This is a genomic window from Chromohalobacter sp. 48-RD10, from assembly GCF_029889785.1.
GTDB lineage: Bacteria > Pseudomonadota > Gammaproteobacteria > Pseudomonadales > Halomonadaceae > Chromohalobacter.
Genome location: NZ_JARANX010000010.1, coordinates 1 through 15,195 on the forward strand (window position 1 = coordinate 1; position 15,195 = coordinate 15,195).

Annotated in this window: 13 protein-coding genes; 11 read left to right on the top strand and 2 right to left on the bottom strand. The window is 57.7% G+C overall.

Annotation, left to right across the window (positions count from 1 at the left end; all coding sequences use genetic code 11):
• The first annotated feature begins 113 nt into the window (after positions 1-113).
• From OP496_RS11450 to OP496_RS11480, 7 genes are read left to right on the top strand one after another with little or no spacing between them, the layout of a single operon-like run.
• Positions 114-1,280 (top strand): hypothetical protein, encoded by a 1,167-nt coding sequence (locus OP496_RS11450; protein WP_280563766.1) that lies wholly within the window; start codon positions 114-116, stop codon positions 1,278-1,280.
• A 60-nt stretch (positions 1,281-1,340) separates the two neighbouring features.
• Positions 1,341-2,288: a decaprenyl-phosphate phosphoribosyltransferase gene (locus OP496_RS11455; protein WP_280563767.1), complete on the top strand. Its 948-nt coding sequence runs from the start codon at positions 1,341-1,343 to the stop codon at positions 2,286-2,288.
• A complete protein-coding gene (locus OP496_RS11460) occupies positions 2,273-3,256 on the top strand; it encodes a lysylphosphatidylglycerol synthase transmembrane domain-containing protein (protein ID WP_280563768.1) in 984 nt (327 codons plus the stop codon). Before OP496_RS11455 ends, OP496_RS11460 begins: the two co-directional genes overlap by 16 nt.
• A complete protein-coding gene (locus OP496_RS11465; RefSeq protein WP_280563769.1) occupies positions 3,253-4,554 on the top strand; it encodes an FAD-binding oxidoreductase in 1,302 nt (433 codons plus the stop codon). The genes OP496_RS11460 and OP496_RS11465 overlap by 4 nt, the downstream gene beginning before the upstream one ends.
• Entirely contained in the window at positions 4,551-5,306 is a 756-nt protein-coding gene (locus tag OP496_RS11470) for an SDR family oxidoreductase (protein WP_280563770.1), read from the top strand. The genes OP496_RS11465 and OP496_RS11470 overlap by 4 nt, the downstream gene beginning before the upstream one ends.
• Positions 5,303-5,941 carry an HAD-IB family hydrolase gene (locus OP496_RS11475; RefSeq protein WP_280563771.1) on the top strand — a complete coding sequence of 213 codons (639 nt, stop codon included), beginning with the start codon at positions 5,303-5,305 and terminating at the stop codon, positions 5,939-5,941. Before OP496_RS11470 ends, OP496_RS11475 begins: the two co-directional genes overlap by 4 nt.
• Positions 5,942-5,943: 2 nt before the next feature.
• Complete coding sequence (locus OP496_RS11480; RefSeq protein WP_280563772.1) at positions 5,944-7,218, top strand: hypothetical protein; 1,275 nt, start codon at positions 5,944-5,946, stop codon at positions 7,216-7,218.
• An 81-nt stretch (positions 7,219-7,299) separates the two neighbouring features.
• On the opposite strand, the gene OP496_RS11485 is transcribed toward OP496_RS11480, so the two are convergent.
• Together OP496_RS11485 and OP496_RS11490 are read right to left on the bottom strand one after the other, a co-directional pair.
• Positions 7,300-7,746 carry a DUF86 domain-containing protein gene (locus tag OP496_RS11485; protein WP_280563773.1) on the bottom strand — a complete coding sequence of 149 codons (447 nt, stop codon included), beginning with the start codon at positions 7,744-7,746 and terminating at the stop codon, positions 7,300-7,302.
• Positions 7,739-8,152, bottom strand: a complete 414-nt coding sequence (locus OP496_RS11490) for a nucleotidyltransferase domain-containing protein (RefSeq protein ID WP_280563774.1) — start codon at positions 8,150-8,152, stop codon at positions 7,739-7,741. Before OP496_RS11490 ends, OP496_RS11485 begins: the two co-directional genes overlap by 8 nt.
• Before the next feature lie 205 nt (positions 8,153-8,357).
• Between OP496_RS11490 and OP496_RS11495 the strand changes: the two genes are divergently transcribed.
• The 4 genes from OP496_RS11495 (at position 8,358) to OP496_RS11510 (ending at position 15,096) form a co-directional block, all read left to right on the top strand.
• On the top strand, positions 8,358-10,346 hold the full coding sequence (locus tag OP496_RS11495) for a diguanylate cyclase (RefSeq protein ID WP_280563775.1): 1,989 nt from the start codon (positions 8,358-8,360) through the stop codon (positions 10,344-10,346).
• A 37-nt stretch (positions 10,347-10,383) separates the two neighbouring features.
• A complete protein-coding gene (locus OP496_RS11500; protein WP_280563776.1) occupies positions 10,384-11,628 on the top strand; it encodes an FAD-binding oxidoreductase in 1,245 nt (414 codons plus the stop codon).
• A gap of 195 nt (positions 11,629-11,823) precedes the next feature.
• Entirely contained in the window at positions 11,824-12,972 is a 1,149-nt protein-coding gene (locus OP496_RS11505) for an ABC transporter substrate-binding protein (RefSeq protein ID WP_280563777.1), read from the top strand.
• Between the two features lie 3 nt (positions 12,973-12,975).
• A complete protein-coding gene (locus OP496_RS11510) occupies positions 12,976-15,096 on the top strand; it encodes a methyl-accepting chemotaxis protein (protein WP_280563778.1) in 2,121 nt (706 codons plus the stop codon).
• Positions 15,097-15,195: the final 99 nt, after the last annotated feature.

Genomic DNA, 15,195 nt, shown 5'->3' on the forward strand with positions numbered 1-15,195 from the left:
CCGAGGGTCAAAATCTGGGTGCCGTCCATGCCATGCCTCCTGTCCAAGTGGAGGTCATATCCTGACCTAGCTCAGGGGGCGAATTCCACACCCAACGACGAAGAGCCCAAACTATGGAGTCTCTTGAGGGTGTCGATTTTGAGCGATGGGTACTCCCGCTATCCGGTGGTTATGATAGTAGAGGGATATTGTTATTTATAAAAAACACTATAGGGACTCCAGATAATCTGAAGGCGATAACATGGGGGTTAGAGAAGTCGCAGGGTGAAAAAGACAATGATGCCTATGTGGCGAAAGAGCTAGCTAGCTCCGTGGGGGTTAAGCATAAATACTATCATACTGATATCTCCCAGGAGCCACTCGAGGTGGTTTTCGATCGATTCCTTTTTTGTAGTGAGGGGCGTATAGACCATATTGCTGGATATATGGATGGCATGAGCATCTGGAAGCAGCTCCATGATGAGGGAGTAGATGGAGCCATTAGAGGCGATGAAGGCTTTGGAGAGTTTCCTGTCTCATCGGGGTTGACCGTTAGGAACTTAGTCGGTTGTGGCTTGTGTTCCGATTACAAAAACTTATCGCAAGTTATTAATGAGTTTGGGTTTCCCCCTCAAGAAATGCCAGTTGAATTACGTCAAAAAAAAGGGGAGGCATTTTACGCATGGCGAGATCGGCTTCATCAAGAATATCGTATCCCCACCGTTCTTGCGGCTCTGTCTGATATCAAGTGCTCGTATTTGGAGCAAATAAACCCTTTGCTTTCCAGGTCAGTGCTGGATGCCGTTAGAAGCTTCCCCGACGATCTTAGGACGGATAAGTATCTATTAAAGAACATCGTTGAATCTATGGAGCCGAGCATTTCATTTGCCGTTAAAGCCGCCAATGCTAATCCTAAAGACATACTCCGAGAGAAAGAGTGTGTCGATCTTATGCGATCAGAGATTAGTAGCGATTACTCGACTGAACTGTTCGGGTCTGGTTTTGCAGATAGGATTATTAGTGGACTAAAGGTTGGGGAGGATGAGTTGAGGAGGCAGAGCATGAAAGGACTGGTAAGTTCGCTTTTGCCTATCTCAGTAAAGAACCGACTGCGTGATACGGTCGCTCGCCCATCAGTCGATGGTAACGTTCTTGCGTTTAGAGTTTTTATGATTATAAAAATGCATAAGATGTTAACGTTAGACGCTTCGAGAATGGCTGACTTACAGCACCGTGCAGCAGACGAGGCGCGGGCTGCTATAGAGCCTGAGTTAACCCCCTCTGTCAATATTATGGTGTGAGCTCATCAACGTTATAAAGCTCCAGCGAATTCGATTTCACGCAATGATAACGAGGCTATTGTGAGCGGATTTCTAGAGGTTCGGGGTCTATTAAATAAGATAGCAAGTCCATGTCTCGTCGCAGGGATTCTATATATGCGCTCGGTTATAAAGCTGGTGAGGCCACACCAGTACCTCAAGAATGGTTTTGTGCTAGTCGGACCGTTATTTGCCCATCAGTGGGATCTTTTTACACTCTCTCAAGCGCTGCTGGCTTTCCTGGCGTTCTGCTGCATGGCGAGTGCGGTGTATGTGCTCAACGACATCATGGATATCGAGGCGGATCGGGCCCACCCGGTGAAGTGTCGTCGTCCCTTGCCTAGTGGCGCCATTTCACCGCGTGCGGCCAAACGACTGCTTGGTGGGTTGATAGCCGCATCGATGGTGCTAGCACTGTTGGTTAGCGGCTGGGTCGCTCTGTTTGTGGCAACCTACTTTGTCATCAACATCTTTTACTCTTGGCGCCTTAAGCACATCGTGATCCTCGATGTATTCTTGATCTCGTCCGGCTTCATGTTGCGCATTTTGGCCGGCACGGTGGGGTTAGGCATCGCGCCGTCCGCGTGGCTGCTGCTGTGCGGTCTGATGGTCACGCTGTTCCTGGGCTTCTCCAAGCGACGCGCTGAACTGCTGATGCTTGAGAGTAACGAGCACTGCAACGGAGGGCTGACCCGCCGTGTGTTGGATGATTATAGTCCGGCCATGCTCGAGCAGTTCATTGCTGTCACTGCCGCATGCACGGTCCTTGCCTACGGCCTCTATACTGTTTCCCCAAAGACGATCGCCCTGCATGGAAGTGATGGATTGATCTACACCTTGCCCTTCGTGGTGTATGGCATCTTTCGCTATCTTTACCTGTTGCATCAAAAGTCCAAAGGCAATGATACGGCCAAGGACCTGGTCATCGACCGCCATCTGTTGGCGACGGTCGTGGGCTGGGTGGGGTCGACCTTGTGGGTCCTAACATGACGGCGGGGGCGAATTACCTGGAAGGGTGGCGGCTGCGGGCGCTAATTCTCTCCATCGTGGCCGCCACCGCCGGCTATCTGGCGTTTTCCCTGTGGGGAGGCTGGAATGAGGTGGTAGCCGCCTTCGTGCAGATTGGTCTGGTAGGCACGCTGATCGCCCTATGCTTATCGCTGATGAACTACGCCCTGCGGTTCTGTCGCTGGCAGCTCTACTTGTCGCAGTTGGGGCATCGCGTGGCCTGGCCGCCGAGCCTGCGAATCTATCTCAGTGGCTTTGCCCTGACCACCACGCCCGGTAAGGCGGGGGAGGCTTTCAGGGGCGTACTCCTCAAGCAACGTGGGGTACCGTTCCCGGCGACCTTCGCTGCCTTCATCAGCGAGCGCCTTTCCGACCTCGTTGCCATCGTGCTGCTCACCCTGGTAGGGCTGGCCCAATACCCCCAGGCGCGGGGCATCGTAATGGCTGGGGGGCTGGGAATCGTGGCGGTGTTGGCCTGCCTGTCGAGCAAAACCTTGCTGGACAGGCTGCACCGTTGGGCCTCGGCTCGCCAGGGCAAGCTGATGGCCTTGGTTACCCATGTCAGCGAGATGCTGGGGGGCGCGCGCCGCTGCCATCGTCCCGGCCTGCTGGGCGTCGCTACCGTGATCAGCGTGATCGCCTGGGGGGCGGAGGCGCTGGCGTTCTACTGGATGCTGGGCTGGCTCGATGCCGACATCTCACTGTCGTTCGCCATCTTCGTTTATGCGCTGTCGATGCTGGCCGGCGCTCTGAGCTTCCTGCCGGGCGGCCTAGGGAGCGCCGAAGCGGTGATGGTTTCGCTGCTGGTCCTCAAGGGCATGACTATGCCTGCAGCCATTGCGGCGACGGTATTCATTCGCCTGGCAACGCTGTGGTTTGCGGTGATGATCGGTCTGGTGGCCCTGATCCGCAGCCGTCATGGTGAAGCGCCTGCGGAGGAGAAAGCATGACCGCCCCACGTTCATGGAACCGTCTACCGCGTGTAGCTCCCGATGCGGTCCATGCGTTGACCCAACGCTCCGCCGGCGTGCCGGACAGCCTGCCCAGGCCGCTGCTGGCTTATGGCAGCGGGCGCAGCTATGGCGATGTGTGCCTGACCGAACAGGGCACGCTGCTGCTCACTCGAGGGCTCGACCGCTTCATCGAGTTCGACCCGCAGCGTGGTGTATTGCGCTGTGAGGCGGGCGTGACCCTGGCCGAGATCCTTGCCCTGGTGGTACCCCAAGGCTGGTTTCTGCCCAGCACGCCCGGGACGCGCCTGGCCACGGTGGGCGGCGCTGTCGCCAACGATGTGCATGGCAAGAACCACCATGCCGTGGGCAGCTTCGGTCACCACGTCCGTGCTCTGGAAGTATGGCGCAGCGATGGCAGCGTTATCGTGTGCCGGCCCGAGGACGACAATGGCTGGTTCTCGGCAACCATCGGCGGGCTGGGCCTGACTGGGCTGATTCGCTGGGTCGAGCTGCAGCTGATGCCCATCCAGAACCCTTGGATGTGGGTCGAGTCGCAGCGCTTCGCCAACCTCGACGAGTTCTGGGCGCTCAACCGTCGTGCCGAGGCTCGCTGGCCCTATACCGTGGCCTGGATCGACTGCCTGGCCAAGGGCAAGGCTCAGGGCCGGGGGATATTGCTGGCCGGTCAGCATGCGGCGGCACAGGCCGAGCTGCCGGCGTTCAAGGAGGGCGGCAAGCGGATCCCCGTCGATCCACCGTTCTCGCTGGTCAATGGCCTGAGTCTGCGCGCCTTCAATATCCTCTACTACCGACAGCCTGTGAAACCCCAGGGGGCACTGACCCACTATGTGCCGTACTTCTACCCGCTCGACGCCATTCAGGACTGGAACCGCATCTATGGGCGGCGTGGCTTCTACCAGTACCAGTGCGTGATTCCGCCCCGCGAGGCCGAGGCTGCTACCGCGGCGCTGCTCGATACCATCGCCAGGCGAGGGGAGGGGTCGTTTCTTGCCGTGCTCAAGACCTTCGGGAACAAGCCCTCGCTGGGCATGCTGTCGTTTCCGCGCCCCGGCACCACTCTGGCCTTGGATTTCCCCAACCGGGGCAACAAGACCCTGCGCCTTCTCGAGGAGTTGGATGCCATCGTGCGTGAGGCCGGTGGCACCCTCTACCCCGGCAAGGACGCCCGTATGCCGGCGAGCCTGTTTCAGTCCGGCTACCCCCAATGGGAAGCCTTCAGCGATTATATCGACCCCGGCTTTTCTTCCCGATTCTGGCAGCGTGTGACCTCATGAACTCTCTCAATCGTGTAATCCTCTTCGGGGCGACCTCCGCCATTGCCGAGCAGACCGCCCGGCAGCTGGTTGCCCAGGGTGCCTCTCTCTACTGCGTGGGGCGCAACCGCGACAAGCTCATGGCCCTTATTGATGACCTCAAGGTACGGGCCAGCGACCAACAGCAGATCGATGGGTGCGTGGCCGATCTGACCGACAGTGATCAACATGCTCGGCTTATCGACGCTGGCGAGCGAGCGCTGGGCGGCATCGATGGCGTGCTGATCGCCCACGGCACTCTGCCGGACCAGCAGGCCTGCCAGGCGGATGTCGACAAGACCCGCCAGGAGATCGAGACCAACGCCCTGAGCGTGATCAGCCTGCTGACCCTGCTTGCCAACCGCCTCGAGCAGCAACAGCACGGCGTGATTGCCGTGATCAGTTCGGTGGCCGGCGATCGGGGGCGGCAGAGCAACTATGTCTATGGCGCCGCCAAGGGCATGGTCACGTTGTTTCTACAGGGACTACGCAACCGGCTGGCCAAGGCCAACGTGGACGTGGTGACCATCAAGCCCGGCTTCGTCGATACCCCCATGACCGCCGAGCTCGATAAAGGCGGGCCGCTGTGGGCCAAACCCGAGCAGATCGCCACGGGCATCATCAAGGCCATGCAGAAGGGCAAGGGGGAGGTGTACCTACCGTGGTTCTGGTGGGGCATCATGCTGATCATCAAGCATATCCCTGAAGCTATCTTCAAACGGATGTCGTTATGAATCAGCTTCCTGAGTTCGATACTCGTCCCGTCGCCTTTTTTGACTTCGATGGAACCTTGACGACCGGTGATACTTTGATGCCGTTTCTCAAGTTCGTCGTTGGCAAACCGACCTATTACGCCAAGCTTGCGCTGCTGAGCCCGGTACTCGGTGCTTATTATGCAAAGCTACTGCGTAACGACATCGCCAAGCAAATCGTGCTCAAACAGTACTTAGGGGGGTACCACATTGATGAGCTCTTTAGATTTGGGGAGCGTTTCAGTGAAGAGGTGATCCCCACCATGCTGCGCCTAGAAGGGATGGAGCGTCTCAGATGGCACCAGGCCCAAGGCCATGAGTGCGTGCTGGTGAGCGCCTCGATGAATGTTTACCTGGAGTTTTGGGCTAAGCGAGAACGTTTTTCGGATGTGATCTGCACAGCACTAGAAGTTGGAAAGACGGGCCATGTATCAGGGAAAATCCAAGGAAAGAATTGTCATGGTAAGGAAAAGCTGAAGAGAGTTATGAGGTGGCAAGCCAACTGTAGCCCAATAGGAACGTACGCATATGGTGATACATCGGGAGACATACCAATGCTGACTTATGTTGAGAATGGGTTTGTTTTTACAAAAAAATCATTCAGAAGGGTTGGTTGACCATGGATAAAAATAGCTACTTGGTTGAGGGGTGGGGGATGAAACTTTCTCCGTTAGGGGTTTTTTTATCCGTTTTTGCTGTTTGGTTACTCTTGTTTTTATTTCTTGGGGTTCACCACAAGCCAGCTGCTGGTGATGAAATTGACTATATCAATCGAGGCATTGAGTTCTTCGAGAATGGGTGGTCTGCGTTTTCAGATGGATGGCGGCCTCCACTTTTTCCGTTGCTTGTAGCTTTTTTGAATCTTTTTGTAGATGCGAACTCCTTGCTTAATTTGGTAAGAATAACAAATATTGCATTGGTAAGTATCGTTCCAGCTCTATGGTTTTATGAGCACTTGGTAAGTGGTAAGAGAAAAAGTTTTCTTTTCATGACAATGTTTACTTCAGCTTGGCCAGCATATTATCTGCTTGCATTTACTGCATATGCCGAGGCTGCTTCATTCCTTTTTTTGAATATCCTTATTATCATAACGATCAGAATAAAAAGCTCGGACAAGTTTCTGGCTCTTTCTTTTGTAGGGTTCCCTCTATGCTTAGCGATGCTCTTTCTTTTTAAAGCAAATAATGTGTTGATATCTGTACCCTTTGGTCTTTATGTTTTGTTTTTTGGGGCTGGTAGTTTTGCTAAAAGGTTTTTTAGAATATCTATTATGGCGTTAATTACTGCTATGATGATTTCTCCATGGTTGGTTTTTTTAAAAAGCGAGATGGGGGAGTGGGTTGCTACGACGACAGGAGGGTATAACCTTCTCGTGGGGACTGGGCACCATTCATTCGGGATGGAATCCGACGACGAGACAATACATAGGAAGTACTTGTTTGATGCATATGGAGGAGAGTTTCCTGAGATCACTTCTGAAGAGGTTGCTTTAATAAATAGTCAGCCGAGTAAGCATTTGATGGATAAGGTCTCTAAAGATGTTGCTTTTCGTATATGGTCTGAAGATACTAAAAGAATGATAAATATGTCTTTTAGGAAGGTCATGCATTCATATGGTATGTCTTTCAGAGGGGCGGGGGACTTCGTTATATTTTCTTTCCTCTTGGCCTCTGTCGTGGCATCTGTTATTCTTTTATACAAAAATAAGTTTGTTGATATTGTCTTTCTTCATTGGTCAATGGCTTTGGTGGGATGTGTTGTTGCTTTCTTTTGGCTGCCTAATATAAGGTTCAAGATTTTCTATTTTGATACTACGGCGTTCTACCTTATGGCATGCTTATTTTCTGTTATGATTGGTGGCCTTAAAAACTTCAAGTCTGAATTAAAAAATTAAGCGAAGTACCCGCAGTGTTTAGTTCCTAAGTATTCGCCCCAGAACACCTATGCCGGTGCCTTGTGCACCGGCGTTTTTTATTTATGGGAGTGCCTCGTAAAGCGCTTCATGGGCTTGTTGGGCAAAGGTGAGCAATGCTTGGTAGTGAGAGGCCTCGATGACACTGCGGACAATATCGGTATCGACGGTAAGGTAATCATGAACGAGCACGTTACGTAGGCCCACGATCTTGCGCCAAGGGACTTCCCTGCCGATGATGCCCTTATCCATGAGACGCTGAAAAGCGGTCATGGCATCACCGCTCATGCTGCCGGTTTCGAGCCGCGCCCAGTGTTTGGCGGCACCGATACAGCTTTCAATGAGTACTTGCAGGGTTCTTTCCGCAGCAGTCTGCTCGAGTCGCGTCCAGTCCCGAGTGACCAAAATCTCGCGTAATGTCTCGAGATCGTGACGGCAATTATCGATATGCTCGCTGAGTGCTCTGAGATAGGCGTAACCGGGGCCTTTGTTACCTGTGCCGTTAGTCATAGTGCTTCCGTGAATGAAGGTAATCGATCTCCCAGCGCGACATGATGCGAGATTCTTGTTGCATGCGCAGGGATGGGTGGCGATCCCATAGCAATATCCCGTCGCTGATGATGGTCCAGGCGAGGGGAATGGGGGCGATGGCGATATCGACGATACTCAGTGCGTTTTCGGGGAGCCCCAGAGCAGCCTGCCAGTCGAGCGCCATTAGCTCGGGACGCAGGCGCCTTTCGAGTGGATCATGCTGCCAATCGGTGAACGCAACCGCGATGTCGTAATCACTTTGCGCGTGATGGGCACCGCGTGCGCGCGAACCGTAAAGCCACAGCGAAGCGAGGTCGGTGCGTTCTTCGGCCTGGTCGCGCAGGGCATTGAGCACGGTATCGTCCAGTAGCGCAGCGTTCGGCATGATGTCGCATCCTTTCATCCAGGCCCTTGGGGCTGTGTTCCTTCAGTATGCGAGGAAAACAGCGTCGCGCAAAGGGCTGTGAGGCGCGCGGGGTTTGCTCACTGGCGACGCTGGGATACGCTTGTCACCCGTTTACATCCATGACACAACCCGGCGCCGTGTAATGCGAAGATGGCCAAATCGCGTACGACGATTATTCAAGACATTGCTACCCAAAACACTGCTGGGGCGTTTGGTCCTCGGTACCGGAGTGGGCTGGAGTGTATTGGTCATCGCCATCCTATGGGTGTCGCTGCGTGGCGGTAGCGGTCTTGCTGAAGAGATCAACCGGGCGCACCTGAATTACGAAGCCTCGCTGATCGCTCGTGATATACAGCAATCGATTTCGCTGCGGCTCGATACGCTTAAAACCATTGCCACCTCGAAAGCGGGGGCGCTGCAGGCCGATGTGCCGCTAGCCGAGGACAGCGACGAAGACGTACAGGCGCGTTTGAGCGACCACACGGCGCTGCTGGAGTTGTTCGATTCGGCATTCGTCGTCGATGCCGAGGGGGATGTCATGGGCTTCACGCCGTCGTTGCCGGGCGCCGTGGGCTTGAATGTGGCCGACCGTGAGTATTTTCGCTTCATTAAGGAGGTGGGCCGACCCTTCGTCGGTCGTCCGATCATCAGCAAACTCCACGATAGCCGCTCGCTGGTGGTGATGGGGATCCCGCTCACGGATGCGCAGGGCCGTTTCACGGGCATGCTGGGCGGCGTGGTCAATCTGCGCGACGGGCGCTTTTTCCTCGACCTGCGCAGCCTGCGCATCGGCGAGGAGGGATATGCGGTGTTGATGACCAGTGATGGAACGGTTCTCAGTCATCCCGATAGTTCCCTGATCATGCAGCATGTCCCTTCAACACTGGAGAGCCCATTGCTCGAGCGGGCGCTGGACGGTTGGCAGGGCACGGGCACCGGGCGTTTGCTGGATGGCGAGCCAGCGTTGATGAGTTACCACCAGGTTTGGGAACCGGACTGGGTCGTGGGTGTCTTTCTGCCGCAAAGCCAAGCGCGCCAACCGATCATCGATTACATACGTCGCCAGTGGTGGGTGGCCGTGGTTGTGGTGCTGTCAATGCTGCCGTTGTTTTGGTGGTTGCTGCACCTGGGACTCTCGCCGCTGCGGCGCCTGGCGCGTCAGATCGCGCAGGTGGGGCAGGGGGATATCCCGCGTATTTCCCTGGATACTTCGTTGGAAGAGTTGCAGCGCATCGCGCAGACCTTCAATAGCGTGGAGTATGAACGCAATCGCGAGCGCGCGGAGCGACGCAGCCGCCAGGCCTATCTCGATGCGGTGTTGAGTTCGTCGCCATTGCCGATGTTCCTGGCCGATCTCGAGGGCCGAATCAGCTACGTCAACCCGGCTCTGGAAACCTTGACGGGGTTGTCGGCGGCGTCGTTCAAGCATCGCGCTTGGTTGCGTCGTCTGCATCTCGATGATCGCCCAGTGCTGTTTGCGTTGTGGCGCGATGCAATAAACGGCGGCCATGGGCTGTATCATCAGTTGCGCTTTGAGTGTGGCGATGCGGGTATGATGTGGCTGGAGCTGTATACCAGCCAGGTGATGAACGGCGGGCAACCGCAAGGTGTGGTGGGATTCGTCAAGGACATTACGCATCTTCGCGCACAGCAGAAGCGCCAGCTCTGGGAAGCCGAGCACGATCCGCTGACCAGGCTTCTCAATCGGCGCGGTTTCGAACGACGCCTCGAAGAGACCTTCCAGCGCTTTCGCGAGCACGGCGAAACGGCATCGTTGATTCTCTTCGACCTGGATAGTTTCAAGCCGATCAACGACGAAGGCGGCCATGCCCTGGGCGATGAAATGCTGCGTGCGATTGCTCGCTGTCTGGAAGGTTGTGTGCGCCGCGATGACCACCTGGCGCGCCTGGGCGGCGATGAATTCGCGATCCTGTTGCCCGGCTGCGGCAACCCACAAGCCGTACGTATCGCCGAGGAGGTCCGTCATGCAGTGAGCGAGTTGTCGGTGCTGCGCAAGGACAAGCGCTACCGTGTCACCGCGAGCCTGGGAATTTCATGCCTGGGCGTCGCCGACGTCGATGCGCAGGCGATGGTGAAACGCGCCGATGCCGCGAGTTATGACGCCAAGGCTCAGGGCAAGAACCGCATGATGAACGACGCGCGTTGTCTATGACGCCGCGCCTCATACGCAACATGAAAGAGGAACGACGATGAAGCACGATACTCTGGTGTTAGGCGCGGGCATGGTCGGCGTCGGCGTGGCGTATCATCTCGCGCGACGCGGGCACCGGGTAGGACTGGTGGATCGCCGCGCCCCGGGCCGTGAAACCTCCTACGGTAATGCCGGGATCATCCAGCGCGAGGCGGTGGCGCCGCATGCCTTTCCGCGTGACATGCGCACTCTGTGGCGTATGCTGGGCAACCAGGGCGTGGATATTCGCTACACGCCGCGTGGTGTGATGCAGGCGGGGCGTGCCTTGTGGCAGTACTGGCAAAACAGTGCGCCCGAGTCCTATGCGCGGATCGTTCCTGAATATGCCTCGCTGATCGAACTATCGATCGCGTCGCATGCTGAAATGATCGAGGCGGCGGGAGCCGAGGACTTGATCCGCCGCGATGGGTGGATGGAAGTCTTTCGTACGCCGGGGGCGCTTGAGTCGCGATTCAGCGAGGCGCAGGCGCTGGAAGAGCGTTTCGGTCTGACGTATGAGGCCCTGGACGCGCGTGAATTGCGTGAGCGTGAGCCTGATCTGGATGCCCAGGCCATCGGCGCCGTGCATTGGCGTGATCCTTGGAGCGTGGCCGATCCCGGCGCCCTGGTGGCGGCCTACGCGCGGGCCTTCGAGGCCGAGGGCGGCGAATGCCTGCAAGGCGAGATTCAGGCAATCACGCGCCATGGTGAGGGCTGGCGCGTGACCACGGACGCGGGCGCCTTCGAGGCCCGCGATATCGTGCTGGCGCTGGGGCCCTGGGCGGATGAGTGGCTGACCACGCTGGGGTATCGCCTGCCGCTGTTCGTGAAACGCGGCTATCACATGCATTATGCCACGCGTGACGAGGCGACATTGCACCATTGGGTGCTGGATGCCGAGACCGGCTATCTGCTGTCGCCGATGCGCGCGGGTATTCGCCTGACCACCGGCGCGGAGCTGGCGCCGCGCGATGCGCCGCCGGGGTTCGCCCAACTCGAAGCCGCGGAAAGGACGGCACGAGGCTTGTTCCCGCTCGGGCAGCGTCTCGAATCGCGCCCGTGGAAAGGCGCACGCCCGTGCACGCCGGACATGAAGCCCATCATCGGCCCGGCACCACGCCACAAGGGGTTATGGTTCGCCCTCGGTCATGCTCATCAAGGCTTTACGCTAGGGCCGGCGACCGGACAACTCCTTGCCTCGATGATGGAAGATGAAGTGCCGGCCATCGACATGACGCCGTTCCGTGCCGAGCGCTTCCTGTGAGATGACGTTTCCATCCCGGTGACCTGCCCACCGGGTTTCTCGATTCAACTTTTCTGATCCACTGCCGATAGTGTCTGCATAAGCGTCGTGGGTGAGTCGATACGCCCCGCGGTAGCAAGCGTCACTATAAAGAGGCAGGGATACATGAAGGTTCAATGCAGGTGGCTGGCGGGCCTAGGGTCGCTGGTGAGTGTCATGTCGCTCGCGTTGATGGCGACGCCGTCCATGGCGGAGGTCAAGGTCGGCATGGTCGCGCCCTTCAGCGGGGCGGCATCATCGCTCGGGGAGGGAATGCGGCAGGGCATCGAGGCGCGTTTCGCCGAGGTCAACGCGTCGGGCGGTGTGCATGGCGAAACGCTGACGCTGCAAACACGCGATGACGGTTATAAACCGTTGCATTCGGCCAAGGCGACGCGCGAGCTTCTGGAAGACGACGATATATTGGCGATGCTGGGCAATGTCGGCACGCCCACCGCCATCGTCAATCTACCCATCCTGCGTGATCACGAGATGCCGCTGATCGGGGCGTTCACCGGCAGCGGCGTCTTGCGTCAGTCGCCTCCGGATCGCTACGTCTTCAACTATCGCGCGAGTTACGCTCAGGAAACTGCGACGATGATCGAGGGCTTGCTGATGGCCGGCATCAAACCCGAGGAAATCGCCTTCTTTACCCAGGCTGACGGTTACGGCGATGCCGGTTATCGGGGCGCGCTGCGCTCGTTGGCCAATCATGGTTATTCCCACCCCGAACGCTTGGCACATGGACGCTATACACGTGGCACGCGCAACGTTCATCGCGGTCTCGCCAATGTCTTGCAAGCGCCCGTCACACCGCGTGCGGTGATCATCGTGGGCACTTACGGACCGGCGGCGGATTTCATCCGCGAAGCTCGCAAGGATCTGCCCGATGCGTTGTTTCTCAATGTCTCCTTCGTGGGTAGCCAGGCGTTGCTCGATGAGCTTGGCGATGCCGCCGAGGGGGTGATCGTGACCCAGGTGGTGCCGCCTTACGAAGCCGACTTGCCGGGCGTGAAGGCTTATCGCGAGGCATTGAAGGCCGAAAATGACAGTGCCGACGGTGATTTCGTCTCGTTGGAGGGATATCTGGCGGCGTCGCTGTTCATCAAGGGGCTCGAGGCCGCCGGCGCCGATGCGGACCGCGAGGCGCTCGTCGATGCGCTGGAGGGCCTGGGAGATGTCGACCTCGGCCTGGGCAAGTCGCTGACGTTGGGCCCCGAGGATCATCAGGCGAGCGATGCCGTGTGGGCCACGCGTATTCACGATGGCCAATTCGAGTTGATCGATTGGTTCACCCTGCTCGATGACGCCTCGGCCAAGGAGTAACCCATGAAAAAGAGTTTGAGCCTACGGGCGATGTTGATCGGGTTGTTCGTGGCGGCGGTGCTCGGCGCGGTGATTCCTGCAGCGGCAGGGTTCTTGTCGAACCAGCGGTTGATCGAGGCGCAGCATCTGTTCACCGACGAGATATTGCCGCAACAGGCGGCCAGTCGTGACATGAGCGATGCGTTGACGCGTTATCGTCAGCGCCAGTCAGACCTGCTTGCCGCCGACAGCGAGGCTGACTTGGATAATGTCGCCGATCAGACCGAGGCCGATGAAGCCTTCACGGCGGGGCGTGAACGGCTCGCTGCATTGATCGGCGACGATAATCAGGCGTTGTTCGAGACCCTGGATAGCGATTACGCCGACTTGCGCCAGGCCGATACCGCGCTGGAAGAGGTGCGGCGCGAGGATGTGGCACTGACCGCCTCGATGCGTGCGCGTATCGCCGAGATGCAGGAAAAGAGCGCCGAAGTATTGACCGACGCCGAATCGATGGCAGGACGCGCGACCCTCGAGGACGTGCGTCAGCAGCGTGCTCTGATCCAGCGTATCCAGACGATGCAGGACGATGGGCTATCGATGGTGCCGATGTCGATGCTCGATACGCTGACGGAGCAACGTGCCAACATCGCCGGACTCAGCGGCGACGTGCAGATGCTGGTCGCCCAATTGGCCGATCAGGGACGTCAACTGATGCAGGTCGATAGCCACGATGCGTTGGTCGATCTGCGCTATAACCAGATCGCTCAGCAGATTTCGCGGATTGATCAGGCGTTGGCGAGTATCGAGGGCGCGATAGGAGCGACTTCGGCGCAGCAGCAAAGTGCCACTCAGTTGGAAGACGTCGTGGCCGAACTGAATGAATTGATGCTCACGGGTGACAATTCCGTTTATGCATTGCGCGATCGTCAGCTTGGCTTGCGCGAGCGCTCTCGCGAGGCCTTGGCTGGCGTTTCTCAGGCAATGGACGGCATGGGCGAGAGCCTGGAGCGCGTCGAAGCCTATGCGGCCGAGCGCGCCGATGAAGCCGCCGAGCAAGCCGCCGCGACGGCGCAGGCCGGGCGCGTATTGCAGCTTGTTGTGTTGCTGATCGTGATCGTGATTCTGGCGGCGGTGGGCTGGCGCGTCATGACACGCGTGCTCAAGCCCATTGGTGAAATGCGTCGTCAGATGGAAAGCATCAGCGGGGCGGCGGGACAAACCGGTGATCTGTCGATGCGCTTGAAGGTGCGCCACGGTGATGAAATCGGGCATACCGCGCAGGCATTCAACCAGATGATGGTAACCTTCGAGCGCCTGATTGCGCGGATTCGCGATGGGGCCGAGTCGGTAGCGTCCAGCAGCCGTCAGATCGCCTCGGGCAATCAGGATCTGGCGCAACGCACCGATGAGCAGTCTTCTTCGCTGGCTGAAACGGCGGCGAGTCTCGAGGAAATTACCGCGACCGTGAAGCAGACCGCCGACTATGCTCATCAGGCGCGCGATATGAGCCATGGGGTCGGTCAACGCGCCCGTGAGGCGGGCGACGTGGGGGATCGGACGCATAGCGCGATGCAGGAGATTCGCGAGTCCAGCGCCAAGATATCCACGATCGTCGAGGCGATCGATTCCATTGCCTTCCAGACCAATCTGCTGGCCTTGAACGCTTCAGTGGAAGCGGCTCGCGCCGGCGAGCACGGCCGTGGTTTTGCCGTCGTCGCCGAAGAAGTGCGTCGTCTGGCCAGTCGTAGTGCCGACGAGGCCGAGCAGATTCGCCACCTGGTCAAGGACAGCGTGGCCAAGGTGGGTGAGGGCGCCAATCTGGTCGAAGAGACGGGTGGGCATCTGCGCGAGATCGTCGATAGCGTCGATAAGGTGTCGCAGTTCGTCTCCGAAATCGCCGAGGCGACGCAGGAGCAGTCCACGGGGATCGATCAGATCAATCAGGCGATTGCCCAGCTCGACCAGGTGACCCAGCAGAATGCCTCGCTGGTGCAGGAAGCCTCCTCGGCCAGCCTGTCATTGGATGAACGAGCCAACGACATGCATGTGCTGGTAGGACGCTTCAAGGTCAGCAACGCGGCCTACGCGGAAGACGGCGACACGGATGAAAGCGCCTCGCCCAAAGCGTTACCCGCTACCTGATCGTGGCATAAGGGGCGGTGATACCTCGTTCCGGATGCGCCAGAAGATGGCCCCGCTGCCAAGGCATATTGCCACGACAGCGGGGCCGTTTTTCTTCAG